16 protein-coding genes and 3 tRNA genes are annotated in these 19,256 nt (G+C 52.0%); 15 read left to right on the forward strand and 4 right to left on the reverse strand.

All coding sequences use genetic code 11. The features are described from left to right. From tuf to rpoC, 11 genes are all read left to right on the forward strand, one after another. A partial coding sequence (tuf, locus tag VMT71_09665; GenBank protein HVN24229.1) for an elongation factor Tu occupies window positions 1-136 on the forward strand: 136 nt, incomplete at its 5' end. Window positions 137-174: 38 nt separating this feature from the next. Then, entirely contained in the window at window positions 175-324 is a 150-nt protein-coding gene (gene rpmG / locus VMT71_09670) for a 50S ribosomal protein L33 (GenBank protein ID HVN24230.1), read from the forward strand. 1 nt (window position 325) lies between these two features. Further along, window positions 326-399: transfer RNA gene (locus VMT71_09675), tRNA-Trp, on the forward strand. A 17-nt stretch (window positions 400-416) separates the two neighbouring features. Beyond that, complete coding sequence (gene secE, locus VMT71_09680; GenBank protein ID HVN24231.1) at window positions 417-620, forward strand: preprotein translocase subunit SecE; 204 nt, start codon at window positions 417-419, stop codon at window positions 618-620. A gap of 16 nt (window positions 621-636) precedes the next feature. Then, complete coding sequence (nusG, locus tag VMT71_09685; protein ID HVN24232.1) at window positions 637-1,167, forward strand: transcription termination/antitermination protein NusG; 531 nt, start codon at window positions 637-639, stop codon at window positions 1,165-1,167. Between the two features lie 121 nt (window positions 1,168-1,288). Further along, window positions 1,289-1,714, forward strand: coding sequence for a 50S ribosomal protein L11 (rplK, locus tag VMT71_09690; protein ID HVN24233.1), 426 nt, complete (start codon window positions 1,289-1,291; stop codon window positions 1,712-1,714). 115 nt (window positions 1,715-1,829) lie between these two features. Further along, window positions 1,830-2,534, forward strand: a complete 705-nt coding sequence (gene rplA, locus VMT71_09695; protein HVN24234.1) for a 50S ribosomal protein L1 — start codon at window positions 1,830-1,832, stop codon at window positions 2,532-2,534. 132 nt (window positions 2,535-2,666) lie between these two features. Next, on the forward strand, window positions 2,667-3,188 hold the full coding sequence (gene rplJ, locus VMT71_09700) for a 50S ribosomal protein L10 (GenBank protein HVN24235.1): 522 nt from the start codon (window positions 2,667-2,669) through the stop codon (window positions 3,186-3,188). Window positions 3,189-3,203: 15 nt separating this feature from the next. Continuing rightward, window positions 3,204-3,596, forward strand: a complete 393-nt coding sequence (gene rplL, locus VMT71_09705; GenBank protein ID HVN24236.1) for a 50S ribosomal protein L7/L12 — start codon at window positions 3,204-3,206, stop codon at window positions 3,594-3,596. A gap of 77 nt (window positions 3,597-3,673) precedes the next feature. Next, window positions 3,674-7,783 (forward strand): DNA-directed RNA polymerase subunit beta, encoded by a 4,110-nt coding sequence (gene rpoB, locus VMT71_09710; protein HVN24237.1) that lies wholly within the window; start codon window positions 3,674-3,676, stop codon window positions 7,781-7,783. 13 nt (window positions 7,784-7,796) lie between these two features. Then, window positions 7,797-12,008: a DNA-directed RNA polymerase subunit beta' gene (gene rpoC, locus VMT71_09715; GenBank protein HVN24238.1), complete on the forward strand. Its 4,212-nt coding sequence runs from the start codon at window positions 7,797-7,799 to the stop codon at window positions 12,006-12,008. On the opposite strand, the gene ybgF is transcribed toward rpoC, so the two are convergent. The 4 genes from ybgF to VMT71_09735 are packed head-to-tail and all read right to left on the reverse strand — an operon-like array spanning window position 11,985 to window position 15,530. Beyond that, the gene (ybgF, locus tag VMT71_09720) at window positions 11,985-12,767 is read right to left on the reverse strand and encodes a tol-pal system protein YbgF (protein ID HVN24239.1); all 783 of its coding nucleotides are present in this window, start codon (window positions 12,765-12,767) and stop codon (window positions 11,985-11,987) included. The two genes, rpoC and ybgF, sit on opposite strands and share 24 nt — an antisense overlap. Window positions 12,768-12,781: 14 nt before the next feature. After that, window positions 12,782-13,357: a peptidoglycan-associated lipoprotein Pal gene (gene pal / locus VMT71_09725; GenBank protein ID HVN24240.1), complete on the reverse strand. Its 576-nt coding sequence runs from the start codon at window positions 13,355-13,357 to the stop codon at window positions 12,782-12,784. A gap of 9 nt (window positions 13,358-13,366) precedes the next feature. Further along, window positions 13,367-14,647: a hypothetical protein gene (locus tag VMT71_09730; GenBank protein HVN24241.1), complete on the reverse strand. Its 1,281-nt coding sequence runs from the start codon at window positions 14,645-14,647 to the stop codon at window positions 13,367-13,369. Further along, the gene (locus VMT71_09735; protein HVN24242.1) at window positions 14,595-15,530 is read right to left on the reverse strand and encodes a selenium metabolism-associated LysR family transcriptional regulator; all 936 of its coding nucleotides are present in this window, start codon (window positions 15,528-15,530) and stop codon (window positions 14,595-14,597) included. The genes VMT71_09730 and VMT71_09735 overlap by 53 nt, the downstream gene beginning before the upstream one ends. Window positions 15,531-15,665: 135 nt before the next feature. On the opposite strand from VMT71_09735, the gene glgB reads away from it, so the two are divergent. The 4 genes from glgB (at window position 15,666) to VMT71_09755 (ending at window position 19,194) form a co-directional block, all read left to right on the forward strand. Then, window positions 15,666-17,864, forward strand: coding sequence for a 1,4-alpha-glucan branching protein GlgB (gene glgB, locus VMT71_09740; protein HVN24243.1), 2,199 nt, complete (start codon window positions 15,666-15,668; stop codon window positions 17,862-17,864). Between the two features lie 53 nt (window positions 17,865-17,917). After that, window positions 17,918-17,992: transfer RNA gene (locus VMT71_09745), tRNA-Val, on the forward strand. Between the two features lie 18 nt (window positions 17,993-18,010). Then, a tRNA-Asp gene (locus tag VMT71_09750) sits at window positions 18,011-18,087 on the forward strand. A gap of 255 nt (window positions 18,088-18,342) precedes the next feature. After that, on the forward strand, window positions 18,343-19,194 hold the full coding sequence (locus VMT71_09755; protein HVN24244.1) for a glycosyltransferase family A protein: 852 nt from the start codon (window positions 18,343-18,345) through the stop codon (window positions 19,192-19,194). Window positions 19,195-19,256 lie beyond the last annotated feature (62 nt).

Below are 19,256 nucleotides of genomic sequence, written 5' to 3' on the forward strand. Positions count from 1 at the left end.
GGTCATGCCCGGGGACAACGTAACCCTCACCGTAGAACTCGTTACCCCCATCGCCCTCGAGAAGGAACTCCGCTTCGCCATCAGGGAAGGCGGCAAGACCGTGGGCGCAGGGGTAGTCACGGAGATACAGGAGTAGGAGCCCTAACGGCAGGAAGAAATGGCTAGGAGCGAACGATGAGGCAGCTAGTTATTCTCGCGTGTTCGGAATGCAAGAATAGAAACTACACTACCACAAAAAACAAGCAGAAAACACCAGACAGGCTGGAGCTAAGCAAGTACTGTAAGTTTTGCAAAAAGCACACGGCACATAAGGAAACAAAATAAAAGGCCAGTAGCTCTAACGGATAGAGCACCGGACTCCAAATCCGGGTGTTGGGGGTTCGAATCCCTCCTGGCCTGTGTATTGCGAGGACGCGATGGACATCAGGGAACAGATCGACAACCTGAAGACCTATTTCAAAGAGGTATATCTGGAGACTAAAAGAGTTACGTTTCCCTCGAGAAAAGAGGCCCTCAAGGGCACGTACGTGATCCTGATTACAGTGGTTATCGCAGCACTATTCCTTGGCATCGTTGACGTAGGACTTGCAAAGATCGTGCAGGCGTTGTTCCGTGGATAGCCCCGTGGATAGTACGATGGAAAAGAAGTGGTACGTCGTTCATACTTACTCCGGCTACGAGCAGAAGGTGAAGGAGGGGCTGGAGGAACGCATAAAGACGAGCAAAATGGAAGAAAGCTTTGGAGAAATTATTGTTCCGTCAGAAGTGATAATGGAGCGGGTAAAAGGGCAGGTCAAGAAATCGCAGAGAACCATTTTTCCCGGCTACATTATCGTGCAGATGGACATGAATGAAGACACCTGGTACCTTGTGCGGAATACACCGAAAGTGACAGGATTTGTCGGCTACGGCATGAAGCCCACCCCGTTGCCTGATGATGAAGTGAAGGACCTTGTCTACGCGATTCAGGAAGGGAAGGGCAAGATCAAGCCAAAAATTCGCTTTGATAAGGGCGATAACGTCAAGGTGATTGAGGGGCCATTTTCCAATTTTACGGGAAGCGTAGAGGAGATTAAGCCGGAAAAAGGAAAAGTAAAAGTGCTTCTCAATATTTTCGGGAGGACAACGCCTGTAGAGCTGGATTTCATGCAGATTGAGAAGATGTAGGGAGACAGCCGATCGCCGACTGCCAGAAAGAGAGCAAGACGGCACAGGTGTATTTTTCTGTTTTCCAGTTCCAAGCTATAAGCTGACCGCTGATAGCTGATTCACACAAAGGAGTTTCAGGATGGCAAAGAAAATAGTGGCTATGGTCAAACTTCAGCTTCCTGCCGGGCAGGCCACGCCCTCACCACCTGTCGGACCGGCGCTCGGCCAGCATGGTGTAAACATCATGGAGTTTTGCAAGGCCTATAACGAGCGAACGAAAAGTCAAGAAGGAAGTGTCATTCCGGTAATCATAACCATATTTTCAGACCGGAGCTTTACGTTCATCACTAAAACGCCGCCGGTGAGTTATCTTCTCAAGAAAGCCGTGAAGCTGGCAAAAGGCTCGAACGCGCCAAAAAAAGAGATGGTCGGTTCCATTACAAAATCTCAGGTCCAGGAAATTGCCCAGTTAAAAATGGTCGATTTAAATGCGAAGGATCTTGCTGGGGCGATGAGAATCGTCGAGGGCTCGGCAAGAAGCATGGGGTTGGAAGTAACGGAGTAGGCTGATTCGGCTCTCGCTATCCAGCGCTTAAGCAGTCAGCAAGCTCCCGAGTAGGGGGCTTAGGCTGATAAATGAAGCCCGATAGCTGATGGCTTGATTTTTATGAGGTGGGTACATGGCACACACGGGAAAAAACTATAAGGCAGCTAGGGCTAAGGTGGACAGGGAGAGAAGGTACGCTTTGGAAGAGGCCGTTGACCTCCTTTCCGAAGTGCGCACCGCTAAATTTGACGAAACGGTTGAGCTGGCTTTCCGGCTCGGCGTCGACCCCCGACATGCCGATCAGATGGTAAGAGGTTCAGTTGTTCTGCCCAATGGCCTTGGAAAAAAAGTGAGAGTGCTTGTCTTTGCGAAAGGACAGAAAGAGAAAGAGGCCGAGGAAGCAGGGGCTGACTTTTTTGGCTCGGACGAACTCATAGACAAAATCCAAAAAGGATGGCTCGATTTTGACAAGGCGATAGCAACGCCCGACATGATGGGGCAGGTCAGCAAGCTAGGCAAAATTCTCGGGCCGAGAGGGCTTATGCCCAACCCTAAAGTGGGCACGGTCACCTTCGAAGTTGCGAAAGCGATTCAGGAGTTGAAGGCTGGCCGGGTGGAGTTTAGAGTCGACAAGGCTGGAAACGTTCATGTTCCTGTGGGAAAAGCGAGTTTTGGCAAAGAAAAACTTCTGGAAAATATCAATATGCTATTCGAGACTGTGATCCGGCTCAAGCCCTCTTCAAGCAAGGGCACCTATGTGAAGGGTGTCGCTATCAGCACAACGATGAGCCCGGGCATAAAAATCGATCCTGCCTATGTGAGAAGTTTGAGCAAGTAAGGGAAAAAGTCAGAGAAAGTAGGTGTGGCATAGTGCATGCCATTAAACGATCACGGCCTACCGAGACTTTACTGTCATGTTTATCTCTCTGACCTTCCATACATATCATAAGGAAAGGAGGGATGAGACCAAGTGGAAAGAAAGGCCAAACAAGTTGTTGTAGAAGAGCTCGAGTCGAAGCTGAAGCGAGCGCGTGCCCTGTTCTTAGCTGAGTATAGTGGCATGAATGTCGCTCAGATGACTCGGCTCCGCAGGGAACTGCAGCACTCCGGCGCGGAATTCAAGGTAACGAAGAATACGCTCCTGAGATTAGCCGCAACCGGGACAGACGCAGAGGCTATTCGGGATCAGTTTACCGGTCCCAACGCGGTTATCTGCAGTTATTCGGACCCGGCGGCAGTGGCAAAGCTGTTGTCGTCTATTGCCAAAGAGATTCCGTTTCTAAAGGTGAAGTCAGGAGTCTTTGGCAAGCAGCGGTTGGGCCCCGATGATGTGGTAAGGCTTGCCACACTGCCTTCCAGAGAAGTACTGCTCAGCAAACTGCTCGGGCTGTTGCAGGCATCGCCGCAGAGACTGGTGGGTGTGCTCGCAGCCAATCTGAACAAGCTTATGTGGACACTGAGCGCAATCAAAAATCAAAAAGAAGCGACATGAAGGAGGATGGTGCATATGGCTGTCAGTAGGGAAGAAGTTATACAGTTCATAGAGAACATGACATTGCTGGAGCTTTCAGATTTCATAAAGGCCCTGGAAGAGAAGTTCGGTGTTCAGGCTGCGATGCCCATGATGGCAGCAGGAGCGCCGGCAGCAGGAGCGCCGGCAGCGGCTGCAGAACCGGCCGAGGAGCAAACGGAGTTCAACGTTATCCTGACCGGCTACGAGGCCGACAAGAAGATCCAGGTGATCAAAGTTGTCAGGGCCATTACGAGCCTGGGCTTGAAGGAAGCGAAGGATCTGGTCGAAGGCGTACCCAAGCCGGTTAAAGAGGGTGTTTCGAAGCAGGAAGCTGAATCGATAAAGAAGCAGCTTGCGGAAGTCAGCGGACAGGTCAAGGTTGAGTAAACATAAGGGTCGGGGGCCAAGGACTGAGGTCACACAACTGCACTTGGCCCTAATCCTATAAAAGAGGTACAAGACGCATGAGGCAAACCTTTCATAATAAGATATTACGGAAAAGTTTCGGGAAGCTGGAAGAGATACTCGACATTTCCAACCTTATCGAGATACAAACGGCTTCATACGAAAATTTTCTTCAACACGGTCTCACCGTAGAAGAGAGAAAGAACGTAGGACTGCAGGCAGTCTTTACCAGCGTATTTCCGATCAAGGACGCACACGATACCACGTCGCTCGAATTTGTGAAGTATGAAATTGCGGACCCCAAGTACTCGGAAGAAGAGTGTGTGGTCAGAGGCCTGACGTTCGCGGCTCCCATGAAGGTGACCATCCGGCTCGTGGTGTGGAATGTGGACCCGGTGGCCAAGACACGGGAGATCAGAGCGGTCAAGGAGCAGGACGTCTATTTCGGTGAAATCCCGTTGATGACGGAACGCGGCACATTCATAATTAACGGAACAGAACGGGTGATCGTAAGTCAACTTCACCGTTCTCCTGGAGTCTACTTCAGCGCCGATCAGTCCAAGACGCTCTTCAGCGGCAATTTCACGTACACCGCCCGGATCATTCCCTACAGGGGTTCGTGGCTGGACTTTGAATTTGACCATAAGGACCTGCTTTATGTAAGAATCGACAAACGCAAAAAGATCCCGGTCACCTTGCTGCTTCGGGCTCTCGGCTATACGGAAAAGGCAATTCTGGATTACTTCTACGATAAAGAAACCATCATCCTGAAAGAGAAGAAGATCTTCAAGCAGACCCCGCTCTCTTTGCTGGTAGGGCAAAAGGCTCCTTCAGACATAGTAAACGCGGAGACCGAGGAAGTACTGGTCAAGAAGCATAAGAAAATCACAAAGTCCGTGATTAAGAAGATGGAGCTGGCACGTATCACGCAGATACCGGTCGACCAGGCTGACGTAATCGGCAAGGTCGCAGCGAGCGACGTAGTCGACCCTGCGACGAATGAAGTCGTGATCCCCATTAACAAAGAGATTACAGAAGATGATCTCGACAAGATTCAGAAGAGGAAGATAAAGCAGTTCGACATCCTCTTCATTGATAACCTGAACGTCAGCTCATCTCTTAGGGATACCCTGGTTATTGATAAAGCCGGAACAAAGGAAGAAGCGCTTCTTGAAATCTACCGTAAGTTGAGACCCGGAGACCCGCCCACGTATGAGTTCGCCGAAGCGTTGGTGCATAACATGTTCTTCTCGCCCGAACGGTATGACCTTTCAAAGGTGGGCAGGTTGAAGATGAATCATCGCTTGAGCATCGATGTCCCAATCGATGTGGTGACGCTGCGCAAGGAAGACATCATCGAGGTGGTGAGGCAACTACTGCGGCTTAAAGATTCCAGGGGCCAGGGAGACGACATTGACCATCTCGGCAACCGGCGTGTCCGCACCGTGGGAGAACTTCTCGAGAACCAGTTCAGGATGGGGCTTGTCAGGATGGAGAGGGCCATCAAAGAAAGACTGACGTTCCCGGAGATGGAGACGTTGATGCCTCATGACCTGGTGAATCCAAAGCCGGTTGCAACCGCAATTAAAGACTTTTTTGCGAGCAGCCAGCTGTCGCAGTTTATGGATCAAACGAATCCTCTCTCTGAGATAACGCACAAGAGAAGACTCTCAGCGTTGGGGCCGGGCGGCCTTACGCGCGAGCGTGCAGGCTTTGAGGTCCGGGACGTGCATCCGACACACTACGGCCGCATATGTCCCATAGAGACGCCTGAGGGGCCGAACATCGGTCTCATTGCTTCGCTCTCGACCTATGCCCGCGTCAACGAGTTTGGCTTCATAGAGAGCCCCTATCGGGTCGTCCGGGACGGACGGGTCACTGCTGAGATTAAGTACTTGAGCGCTCTCGACGAAGAACAGTATTTCGTTGCTCAGGCAAATGCTCCGGTTGATTCGAAAGGAAGATTTCTGCCAGATCTTCTTGTTTCAGCCAGGAAAGGAGGCGGATTTTACTGGATCGACCCGAAAGAAGTCGATCTTATGGACGTCTCCCCGAAACAGCTTGTCAGCGTCTCCGCGTCGCTGATTCCGTTCCTTGAGCATGACGACGCCAACAGGGCTCTTATGGGATCAAACATGCAACGGCAGGCCGTTCCGCTGATCACTACAGAAGCGCCCCTGATCGGGACAGGCATGGAAAGAATCGTGGGTCGTGATTCCAGGGTCAGCATCGTGGCACGTCATGGCGGAGTGGTGGAGAGTGTTGATGCCAACCGCATCATCGTCAAGTATGATGAGGGGAACGGTGCTGATGAGAGCGTGACAAAAATCGATGTATATAACTTATTGAAGTTCAGACGCTCGAACCAGGACACCTGTATTAACCAGAGGGTCGTGGTGCGGAAGGGCGACTTTGTCAAGAAGGGCGAAGTGCTCGCAGACGGACCATCTACCGACCGCGGAGAGCTTGCCCTTGGAAAGAATGTGCTCGTAGCCTTCATGCCGTGGAGGGGCTACAACTACGAAGACTCGGTCCTCATTAACGAGCGGCTCGTCAAAGAAGACACCTTTACCTCGATTCACATTGAGGAGCTGGAATGCGTGGTTCGGGACACCAAGCTCGGAAAGGAAGAAGTGACGCGAGACATCCCGAACGTCGGGGATGAAGCGCTGAAGGATCTTGATGACAGCGGCATCATCAGGATAGGAGCGCCTGTCCGGCCCGGAGACATACTGGTGGGAAAAGTGACGCCAAAGGGTGAGACCCAGTTGACCCCGGAAGAGAAACTTCTGCGTGCGATCTTCGGCGAGAAAGCCGGTGATGTTAAAGATACGTCGCTCCGTGTCCCGCACGGTATCGAAGGCATTGTCATCGATGTGAAGGTTCTTTCCAGGCGGGGCATTGACAAAGACGAGCGCTCCAGAATGATCGAGGATATAGAAATCTCGAACATCCTTAAGGATCAGGAAGATCAGATCAAGATTATTCTTGAGTCCACGAGAGAAAGAATAACCCATCTGCTTGTCGGTAAGGCCGCACCCTCCGATATAAAGGACGGACGGGGCAAGGTGCTAATGAAGAAAGGGGAGCGCTTCACAAGAGAGAAGCTGAGCGTACTTAATCTCGATAAGTTGCAGGACGTGGAGTTCAGGAACGAGCAGCTGGAAGGGAAAGTCTCAAAGGTGCTCGATAGTCAGGAGAATCAGATCGAGATCATCAAGCTTTACTACGGAGATAAGATAAACAAGGTCAAAAAGGGGGACGAGTTACCTCCGGGCGTGCTCAAGACCATCAAAGTGTATGTGGCGATGAAACGCAAAGTGGCCGTAGGGGACAAGGTTTCCGGTAGGCACGGGAACAAGGGTATCGTCTCTGTTATTCTTCCTGATGAGGACATGCCGTTTACCGACGAGGGGATTTCCGTCGACGTAGTGCTCAACCCGCTCGGCGTGCCTTCGCGAATGAACGCAGGCCAGATCCTTGAAACCCACCTGGGATGGGCTTCCAGCGAGCTCGGCCGCAAGATAGGACTTCTCATCGAGACCGTAAATAGTCCCTCCGCCATTCGAAAGTGGATCAAGGGGATAATGGGCGGAGGAGAAATGAACAAGTTCGTCGATGGATTGAGTGATGAAGAGGTGCTCGAGCTGGCGTCCCATCTCAAGAAAGGTGTGCACATGTCGGTACCTGTTTTTGATGGGGCTAAAGAAGAAGAGATAGGGGAACTCTTTGCGAAAGCCGGCCTTCCGGAGAGCAGGCAGATAACGGTGTTCGACGGCAGGACCGGCGAACCGTTCCATCACAAAGTAACGCTGGGCACGATGTACCTGCTGAAGCTTCACCATCTGGTCGACGACAAGATCCACGCGCGTTCTATTGGTCCTTACTCGCTGGTAACGCAGCAGCCTTTGGGCGGCAAAGCCCAATTCGGCGGCCAGAGACTGGGCGAAATGGAAGTGTGGGCGCTTGAGGCATACGGAGCCGCTTACTCGCTGCAGGAATTCCTGACGATCAAATCAGATGATGTGAGCGGAAGGGTCAAGGCATACGAAGCGATTGTGAAAGGTGAGGATGTGCTTGAGCCGAGCCTTCCCGAATCATTCAATGTTCTTGTAAAGGAACTACAAAGCCTTTGCATCAACGTTGATTTGATAAAAGAGGAAGGGTAAGGGAGGAGAAAATTTGGAAGACTATTTTAAGATTTTTGAGAAGCAAAAGGACCCGTTGAGTTACACAGCGATGAAACTCTCGCTTGCCTCTCCTGAGCTGATCGAGAAGTGGTCTTTCGGTGAGGTGAAGAAGCCGGAGACGATCAACTACAGGACGTTCAAGCCGGAAAAGGACGGCCTTTTCTGCGCCAGAATTTTCGGCCCGGTTAAAGACTATGAGTGTATTTGCGGGAAATACAAGAGAATGAAGCACCGCGGCATCATTTGCGAGAAATGCGGCGTGGAGGTAATTCAATCCAAGGTGCGGAGGGAAAGGATGGGGCATATACAGCTCGCATCCCCGATCGCGCACATCTGGTTTTTGAAAAGCATGCCCAGCAAGATAGGAACGCTGCTCGAGCTTTCCATTAAAGAGGTGGAGCGGGTTCTCTATTTTGAAATGTATATCGTGATCGAGCCTGGTCCTTCGCCGTATCAGTTTGCCGAGCTTATCACCGAGGAAAAATATCTTGAAGGCAGGGAGAAATATGGTGAGAAATTCGTAGGAGGGATCGGCGCAGAGGCTATGCGCGAATGCCTGAGGCGCATTGACGTGGAGAAGGTTTCCAAAGACATCAGAACAGAGATGCGCGATACCTCATCAGATGCCAAGCGGAAGAAGCTGGCCCGACGCCTGAAAGTAATAGATGCTTTTCGTATCTCGGGCGTGCGACCCGACTGGATGATACTCGATATCATCCCTGTGCTTCCACCTGAGTTAAGACCGCTCGTGCCGTTGGATGGCGGAAGGTTTGCTACCTCGGACCTCAACGATCTCTACCGCCGGGTTATCAACAGGAACAACCGGCTGAAAAGGTTGATGGAGCTGAACGCGCCGGAGATCATCATACGGAATGAAAAACGAATGCTGCAGGAAGCAGTGGACGCTCTTTTTGACAACTCAAAAAGAGGCAGGATCGTCACGGGAACCAGCAAGCGACCGCTCAAGTCCTTAAGCGATATGCTTCGGGGCAAACAGGGTCGTTTTCGCCAGAACCTCCTGGGAAAAAGAGTAGACTACTCCGGTCGTTCGGTCATTGTGGTAGGCCCTGAGTTGAGGCTTCACCAGTGCGGCCTGCCGAAGCACATGGCACTGGAGCTCTTTAAGCCGTTTGTTTATAACAGACTGATACGCAAGGGTTTCGCGACTACCATCAAGAATGCCAAGAAGCTTGTCGAGAAAGAAAGGCCCGAAGTGTGGGATGTGCTGGAGGAGGCAATCAAAGAGCATCCTGTTCTCCTCAACAGAGCTCCGACCCTGCACCGGCTTGGGATTCAGGCGTTTGAGCCCATGCTGATTGACGGCAAGGCCATTCAGCTCCACCCCCTTGTCTGCCCTGCTTACAACGCTGACTTTGACGGCGACCAGATGGCTGTTCATGTTCCCCTCTCAATAGAAGCGCAGTCTGAGGCGCGCGTTCTGATGATGTCAACCAATAACATTCTTTCGCCGGCCAACGGAAGGCCGATCATCGTGCCGACACAGGATATCGTGCTCGGTCTTTACTATCTGACGATCGAAAGAAAATATCGAACAGGAGAAGGGAAAATATTCTCTGATCCGGAAGAGGTGACCATAGCGTACGACTCCGGCGAGGTAGACCTGCACGCCCGGATAGATGTGCGCATGGATGGTGCCAGGGTTACCACAACACCGGGCCGGATTCTGCTGAGACAGGTTATCCCTGCGGAAATACCCTTTGATGTGATTAACCGCACGATGGACAAGAAAACAATAGGTCAGCTCGTTGACATCTGTTATCGCAAGGGCGGAGAAAAGGCGACCGTCATTCTTTCCGACAGACTCAAGGATATCGGGTTCTTTTATGCCACGCTGGGAGGAATCTCGATTTCTATCGATGACATGAAGATACCGCAAAGGAAAGAGGAGCTGATCAAGAAAGCCTCTCAGGAAGTAAAAGTCGTTCAGAACCAGTATTCAGAAGGCTTGATAACAGACGGTGAGCGATACAACAAGGTGATCGACATCTGGGCCGACGTCACCGAGCGCATTGCCGATGAACTCATGCGGGAGCTCGGTTCTGAAAAGGTTGAGGTGCCCGCGGTGCTGCCTGCCAAAGGCTTTATGCCGAAAAAAGGTGACGGTAAGCGGGCGAAGGCTGCACCTGCCCATCCTGTTGCCCGGCCGAAGTTTGAGTACCAGGACAGCCTCAACCCCATGTACATGATGGCCCATTCAGGCGCCAGAGGAAACGCGCAGCAGATACGCCAGCTGGCAGGCATGAGGGGTTTAATGGCCAAACCTTCCGGAGAAATTATCGAAACCCCGATTACCAGCAACTTCCGCGAAGGCCTCACCGTGCTGCAGTATTTTATTTCTACCAGCGGTGCGAGAAAAGGTCTCGCAGATACGGCTCTCAAGACGGCAAATTCAGGCTATCTGACGAGAAGACTCGTGGACGTGGCGCATGACGTCATCGTAGCGGAGACGGACTGCGGTACGTTTGATGGGATTGAAGTAACTGCCCTGATGGAGGGCGGGGAGGTCATCGAACAGCTCGGCACCCGCATCCTCGGCAGGGTCTCGCTGGAAGAGCTTCGTGATCCTGATGGCGAGGTCATTGTCAGAAGAAATGATGAGATCAGGGAAGAGCATCTGAAGAAAATAGATGAAGCGGGTCTGGAAAAAGTGAGGATCCGCTCGGTGCTCACGTGCCGCTCGAAACGAGGTGTTTGCGCCCTTTGCTATGGCCGGGACCTTGCGAGAGGCAGGCTGGTAAGCATCGGGGAGGCTGTCGGCATCATTGCGGCCCAGTCGATAGGTGAGCCTGGAACGCAGCTTACGATGAGAACCTTCCATATCGGTGGCGCTGCATCCCGTCGTGTGGAGCAATCAACGTTGGAAGCCCGGAACGAAGGCATTGTCAAACTGCATTCCGTGAAAGTAGTTCTCAATAAAGAGGGCCAGCCGATAGTCATGAACCGGAACGGCGAAGTGGCCATCGTTGATACGGCAGGCCGTGAGAGAGAAAAATACCCGATCATTTACGGAGCAAAGCTCCGCGTGTCCGACGGACAGAAAGTGCCCGAGGGTCACGTACTGGCAGAGTGGGACCCGTACACGATCCCGATTCTTTCGGAGGTTTCCGGCCGAGTAAAATTCGGGGATATCTCTGAAGGTGTTACCATGGCAGAGCGCGTAGACGAAGTAACGGGCCTTGCCTACAAAGTTATCATAGAGTTCCGCGACACTGATGTGAGGCCGAGGATTTCGATTAAAGACGATAAGGGCAAGACGATTACGGTACCGGGTACGACAAGCCTTGCCAGGTACATGCTTCCTATGGGAGCCCACATCGTCGTCAACGAAGGCGACATGATTCATGCGGGAGATGTCGTATCAAAGATTCCACGGGAGACCACCAAGACCAAGGATATTACCGGCGGTCTGCCCCGTGTTGCCGAACTCTTTGAGGCGCGTAGACCGAAGGAAAGCGCGATCGTTACGGAAGTGGAGGGTATGGTCTCTTTTGGCAAGCTCTCAAAAGGCAAGAGAGAGATCATGGTGACGCCTGACCGAGGTGAAGCGAGGAAATATACGATCCCGAAGGGTAAGCACGTTATAGTCCACGAAGGCGATTACGTCAAGGCCGGCGAGCCGTTAATGGACGGTCCTGCCAACCCGCACGACGTACTTCGCATTCTTGGCATCAAGGACCTCGCCAGGTACCTTGTGAACGAGATCCAGGAGGTCTACCAGCTTCAGGGCGTGAAGATCAACGATAAGCACATAGAGATCATCGTACGGCAGATGCTGAAACGGGTCAGGATCAAGGATGTGGGCGACACCAACTTCATTATCGACGAACCGGTGGAGTGGTGGGTCTTTGACGAAGAAAACCGACGCGCAATAGAGAGGGGAGGGCGCCCGGCTACAGCAGAGCCGCTCTTCCTCGGAATCACCAAAGCATCCCTGATAACCGACAGCTTCATCTCAGCTGCAAGCTTTCAGGACACAACAAAAGTACTTACTCAGGCCTCGATTGAGGGTAGAGTCGACTACCTGCGCGGGCTCAAAGAAAACGTTATCATGGGCAGAATCATACCGGCAGGCACAGGTTTCACCAAGTACCGCAGTTACGAAATGGCGGCCATGGATAAAGGTGAGGAACTGCTCGAGCCGCTGCCGCCGGAAGCCAGCTCACTGGCCGAGATTGCGGAGTAGCCTCTCCGCGATCCGCGCCTCATCGGTTTTAGGATAGAGCTCTACCACTCTCTTGAGCAGAGTGGTAGAGCTCTTTTTATCTCCCAGCGCTCCGAAAGCCTCTGCCTGGCGAAGCAGCGCCCTTGGCGCCTTCTCGCTGTTGGGATACTTGTCGATTACCTCTTGAAAACTGACGATCGCTTTCTCGGGATCCTTGAGATTCATGTAGGCTTCGCCCATCCAGTAGCGCGCATTGGGCGCAAGCGGCGTGTCGGGATAGGTTTGCACAAAGTCGGAAAAGGCGCGTATTGAATCCTCATACTGGCCTTTCTGGAAAGCATCGAATGCACGCTTGTAAACCTCATCGTAATTCCCCTGCGGGGCCACAGGAGCCTTTTTCGGCGGTACTCCCGGACTGCTATTTTTTGTACCTTTAAGTTCCTTGAGTTCTCCCTTGGTTTCACCCCAATAGGCCCGCAGCTGCGAATCGAGTTCGTCCAGTTTTCCAAGGATGTTTTTGATTTTTTCGTCATTGCTCTCTGCAGACATCGAGAGATCGACAAACTGCTTGCGGGTCAACTCCTCCACTGATCGCATGCTCTGGTTAAGGGCTGACATATCCTTCTCCAGCTTGGACAGCCTCGCATCGGTGGCATCCTTGTAGGAGCGGAATTCCCGATAGACGGTCGTGACGTCTCTTCTCACGTCTGCTACCTCCGAAGAAGAAGCGCAGCCAAGTAACGCAAGAAAAAGGAAGTACAAGGGGAGATGTTTTTTCATATCGCCGTCCTCTCTTACTCGACTTTGAAATGGGCTCTACGGTTCTTGGCCCAGGCTTCTTCTGTGTGTGCAGGATCCACGGGTACTTCTTTTCCGTAAGAGACGGTTTTTATCCGGTCATCCTTGACTCCTGCTTTGACAAGCTGATTCTTTACTGCTTCCGCCCTCTTTTCTCCGAGAGCGAGGTTGTATTCAATAGTACCTCTTTCGTCGCAGTGGCCCTCGACTGTCACCTTGGCTGCTTGGTTCTGGCTCATCCAGGTTGCCACATTGGTGATTACACTCTGGTACTTGGGGTCCACGGTGTAACTATTAAACTCGAACAGAATATCCGTGAACGCAGCCACGCTTTTTTTCATCTGCTCCTGGAGCATTTTCTGCCGCTCCAGGTCACGCTGCAGGAGTTCCTCTTCTATGGCTTTCTTTTCTCTGGCCTTTCTCTCCTGCTCAGCCTGGGAATCCTGTGTTTGGGCTTCCGATACAGCGGGCTGGGCGGCGCGTTCGGTAATCGGCACGTGCACCGGCTTGGGGGAACATGCGCAAACAAAAAGCATTGCGACCGATACGAACAGGCAACATACTAATTTCATATTCCACCTCTAGGGTACGAATTTGGGTTGTGTATCTTCGCCGGCAGTGAACGAGAGCGCTCGTCTATTATCACCGTTGTGGAGCATGAGGTAGACTCCTGCTTTCTTACCATTGGCCGAAGAGTAGAGTATGTATCTCCCGCACGGCGAGAACTGCGGGGAATCATTTACACCGCCATCCGTTAAGATGCGCGGCTCGGTGCCATCGGCTTTCATGATGCATATCTCCAGCGCACCGTCCGTCTTGCAGCTGTATGCGATGAGGTCGCCTTTGGGCGAGAGCGCCGGTGCTGTATTGTAGTTACCCGCATACGTAAGCCTCTTTGATTCCCCGGAAGAGACATCCTTGATAAAGATCTGGGGAGTTCCGTACATGTCGGAGACAAAAACCATCCTCTTTCCATCGGGGCTGAAGCTTGGTGACGTGAGTATCCCCTCCTGCCGCATCAGGACCTTCTTCTCCTTTGTCTCAACATTTGCTGTTAAGATCGTAGAGTATTTTCCCGATGTGTGCGTGTAGACAAGCGTGCGCTTGTCCAGCCACGTGGATGGCAGCTTTACGCCTTCTTCTCTGTCGACATAGATCTCATTCTGCCTTTCTACATTTATCACGAAAAGGTTCGGCCGCCCATCCTTGTAAGAGGTGAAGGCCAGGTACTTGCCATCCGGGGAGAGGCAGGGCGAGACAAGTAATTTACCGTACCCGGTAAGCTTCTTCTGGTTGGCTCCATCAAGGTCTGCAATATAGACATCTTTTCCCTGCCTGCCTCCCGAGACGAAGAGCACCCTTGAACTCATGATGCCTCGTTCACCGGTCACCGCCTGTATGATGTCGTCCGCCAGCCTGTGTGTAAGCCTTCTCCAATCATCTGCCGTGGTGCGGTACCTTTTCGCAAAGAGCAGCGTACCGTCGCTCGAATCATAGAGGTATACCTCCAGAGTCAGCCCTTCACCTTGAGTCTGCAGCAGGCCCTTGCATACCAGCTCGATGCCCAGAGAACGCCAGTTCTCAAAACGTATCTCTTCTTTCTTGACCCCTTCATCCGTCAACTGCTTGTCCATGACGGTCTTGGGTGCGACAATAAAGAAACCGGACATGTCGAGGTCTTTTGCGAGCAGATCTCCCATGTCACTCTTCACTTTTGCCCCGTTGTCACTCTTAAAAGGAGGAGTGGCTATGGTGACTTTCTTATAGGACTGTCCGTAAATATCCAGAGAAACCTTGGCTGATACAGGTTCAACGGCAAGCGTCAAGCATATGCTTACTACTAAACAAAGGTATCGTATCATTCTTTCTCCATTCATGTATCGTTTTCAGAAAAGCCTGCACCTGTGGCGACTGACTTTTTCCCTTCTTGAGGATTGTGTAAAATGAACGTTTGACGCCTGGGATACCATCGACGTTAAGGACCTTGAGACTATGGTTCTTTACCTCGTCTCTGACTGCCCGCAGCGACACATAGGCGACACCCATACCTTGCTTGACTGCTTCCTTGATTGCTTGCGTGTCTCCCAACTCTGCGACTATTTGCATATCTCCCGGTCCGATTCCTTTTTTTCGCAAGGCAAGATCAAAGCACTTGCGTGTGCCTGAACCGGCTTCCCGCGTGATCAAGGGGCAGCGCTTCATTTCTTCTATGTCGATTGAATCTGCATAGGTCGGCGGTGCTACAAATACGATAAGGTCATCGAGGAAAGCCTGATACGCGACCTTCCGTGTTTCATCTTTTGCACCTACAAATCCAATGTCAAAATCCCCTTGCTCAACCTTGTCCGTTATATCTCCCGTATCAGATATGGTCAGCTGGAGTTGAATTCCTTCGTAGTTCTCTCTGAATAGTTTCAGGATCGGCGGAAGCACGTACACACCAGGTATGTTACTTGCCCCCATGCGGATAGTGCCCAGCCGGAGCCCTTTAAAGGCTGCTATGGCGGCCGCTGCTTCTTCCTGCAGCGCGATGAAATCTTTGGCATATCGGAAAAGAATTTCTCCTGCCCTGGTCAGAGCAAGCCCCCGCTTGGTGCGATCTATGAAGCGTATGCCAAATGAGGTCTCCAGATCGACCATCTGTTTGCTCACGGTGGGCTGTGTGAGGTGGAGCTCCTCTCCGGCCTTGGTGAAGCTCTTCAGTTCGACTATCTTCAGAAACGTCTCCAGATGTCTTAGATTCACTGAGATAGTATATATACCAGATGGTGGTCCAATTCAAGCGAGATGGGCTTTCGCGCATAGTCATGCTTTGCGAAAGGGCGGGGAAAAGGTATAATGTCTCTATAGTAAACGACTCCGTGAATCAAGGGTGACGGAATGGTATCCAAGCAGGATGTAGAAAAAATTGTCAGGTCAGCGCATCACGATCCTTTCGAAGTTCTGGGTGCTCACCAGCTTCGTTCGGGAGGGAAGCAGGCAGTGGCTGTGCGCGCCTTTCTTCCTGAAGCCACGGAGGCACGTGTGGTCAGGTTGGACACAGCAGAGATCTGCCCGATGAAAAAACTTCACCCGGACGGTTTTTTCGAAGCGATAGCAAAGAATACCGATCAGATATTCTCTTACCGCCTCAGGATTACACGCAACGATGGCCGCGAAGAAGAATTTGTGGATCCATATTCCTTTCTGCCGGTGCTCACGGAGTACGACCTCTATCTGATCGGGGAGGGAACGCATTACAAGAAATATGAAAAACTGGGTGCACACCAAATCGTTGTTGATGGCACACCAGGGGTATTATTTGCTGTCTGGGCTCCCAACGCACAGAGGGTGAGCGTTATAGGTGATTTTAACGACTGGGACGGCAGGCGTCATCAAATGCGGGTGCGAGGTTCGTCGGGTGTCTGGGAGCTTTTTATTCCCTCGCTTGGTCAAGGGACTCTTTACAAATTCGAGGTGAAGTCGAGGGGCAAAGGGGTTCTTATGGACAAAGCCGATCCTTACGCTTTCTACAGCGAACTTCGACCAAAGAGCGCCTCTGTGGTGTGGGATATCGACCGTTACGCGTGGTCCGATGAAGGGTGGATGAAAGAACGGCGGGAGAAAAACCTGTTCGAAGGGCCGCTTTCAATTTATGAAGTGCATCTCGGCTCCTGGAGAAGAGTCCCCGAGGAAGGGAACCGCTGGGAGACATACAGGGAAATGGCCCACTCTCTCGTGCCGTATGTGAAGGAGATGGGCTATACGCATCTTCAGCTTCTTCCGATCAGCGAGCATCCATTCGATGAGTCATGGGGCTATCAGACCACGGGTTACTATTCGTGCACAAGCCGCTATGGTCAACCTGAGGACTTCATGTACTTTGTGGATCAGTGTCATAAGGCCGGGATCGGTGTAATCATAGACTGGGTGCCGGCTCACTTCCCCAGAGACGCTCACGGGCTTGGCTACTTCGACGGCACAGCCCTTTACGAACATGAAGATCCACGAAAAGGGGAGCACCGGGATTGGGGCACCCTGATTTTCAATTATGACAGAAAAGAGGTTGCCAATTTTCTTATAGCAAACGGATTATTCTGGCTGGACAAGTATCACATAGATGGATTGCGCGTGGATGCTGTGGCATCGATGCTTTACCTTAATTACTCAAGAGAACCAGGGGACTGGACGCCGAACAAGTATGGCGGGAATGAAAATCTGGAGGCTGTGGCTTTCATCAGACGGTTTAATGAAGTTGTGCACGGGGCCCACCCGGGCATACTGACTGTGGCGGAAGAGTCAACTGCCTGGCCCATGGTATCCCGCCCGACTTACGTCGGAGGGCTTGGCTTCAGCATGAAATGGAACATGGGCTGGATGCATGACATACTGGACTATTTTTCAAGGGATCCGATTTACCGGAAGCACCACCAGAACAATCTGACGTTTGCTCTTCTTTACGCGTTCACAGAGAACTTTATTTTGCCTCTTTCCCACGATGAAGTAGTGCATGGCAAACGCTCTCTTGTCGACAAGATGCCTGGAGACCTGTGGCAGAAATTTGCGAACTTGAGGCTTCTCTACAGTTACATGTACGCCCAGCCCGGCAAAAAACTGCTCTTCATGGGCGGCGAATTCGGCCAGTGGTCTGAATGGTACTCGCAAACGAGTCTTGATTGGCATCTGCTGGGATACGAGCCTCACCGGGGACTCCAGCGCTTTGTGAGGGATTTGAATGAACTCTACAAGCGTGAGCATTCAATGCACCAGGTCGATTTTACCCATGAGGGATTTGAGTGGGTTGACTTCGGGGATTTCAGCAATAGCGTTGTCTCCTTCGTGAGAAGGGCTAAGGATAGAAACGACTTCACCCTCTTTGTTTTCAATTTCACGCCTGTCGTGAGAGAGGGTTACAGAGTGGGTGTGCCGAGGTGGGGCTACTACAGGGAGATACTGAACAGCGATTCCGCACTCTATTGGGGAAGCAATGTCGGCAACCGCGGCGGAGTGCATGCTGAAGACGTGTGGTGGAATGGACGACCCTACTCGATTGGATTGACTCTCCCACCGCTTGGGGCGCTGGCGTTCAAGCTGGCGTAGAGGCTCGCATACTTTGACTTTTTTCGCCGGAGTTGCTATCATACCTGCAAGGAGGGCGGGTAGCTCAGCGGGAGAGCATCGGCCTTACAAGCCGGGGGTCGCAGGTTCAAAACCTGTCCCGCCTACCATGAAAAGAGCACAAGAGCGGGGACGTAGTTAAGTTGGTTATAACGCCGGCCTGTCACGCCGGAGGCCGCGAGTTCAAGTCTCGTCGTCCCCGCCATTTCTTACGATTTACTATAAATGCACCTTCCGAACGACTCCCCGTCACAGCATCAAACCCGATACTCTTTTAATCTTGGACCGAAACCAGTGAACTGCCGGCTTGCCAGCTCCAGCTTTTGTCGCCAATCGCGAGGGTGCAGCTGCGATCGATACATCGAGAAAGCACAAATCCTGGCAATTGGGATGAAACGGAGAACTGCGGCGTTTAGGGGGCGGATCGCAGTTAGTGTATAATAGGCGGAATGGGCAACACATGGTGACGGTTATCATCACAACCCATAACCGGCGCGCATACTTGAAAGCCGCGGTTGATTCGGTCCTGGCTCAAGACTACCGGGATCTGGAGATCATCGTCATTGATGACGGCTCCACAGACGGTTCTATCGATGAACTGCTGGGCCTCCCGCTCCACTATGTCTGGAAAGAAAACGGTGGGATATCCAGTGCGCGCAACGCAGGAATTGCTTTTGCGAAGGGCGACTACATTGCCTTTCTGGATGTGGATGACCTCTGGAAAAAGGGCAAGCTGTCGGCACAGCTAGAGGTGATGGAAAAAGAGAAGAGCCTGATATGCTACACAGACGAGATCTGGATACGGAATGGCAGATGGCTCAACCAGGGGCACAAACATAGGAAATACTCAGGGTTCATTTATGAACACTGCCTTCCCCTCTGCATTATCAGCCCCTCGTCCGCTCTTATCAAGAGGCACGTGTTTGATGATGTGGGGCTGTTTGACGAATCATTGCCCGTATGCGAGGACTACGACATGTGGTTGCGCATCACCTGCCGTTATCCGGTATCGTTCGTGAAGAAACCCCTCATCGTAAAGCAGGGAGGTCACGCAGATCAACTCTCCCGTCGCTATGAAGCGATGGACCGGTTCCGGATCAAGAGCCTTGGAAAGATACTTTCCCAGCAGATTCTGACGCCTGAGCAGAGAGCGCTCACTCTCGCCGAGCTCCAGAAGAAATGTCTCATCTACGCCAACGGCGCAAGAAAGAGGGGAAGGCTTGATGAGGCAGAAGAGTGCACCGCGCTCGCGGAAGCACTCGACGCAGCGATACAACCGGAGTCCCGTAAGGCAGCAGTAATTGATCGCTGAGTCGCGTGATACGGCTGCGTAACGGGTAGGCCAATCTGTCAAGAGAAGCGGGTTTAACTGTT

It is taken from the genome of Syntrophorhabdales bacterium (genome assembly GCA_035541455.1).
In the GTDB taxonomy this organism is placed as follows: Bacteria; Desulfobacterota; Syntrophorhabdia; order Syntrophorhabdales; family WCHB1-27; genus JADGQN01.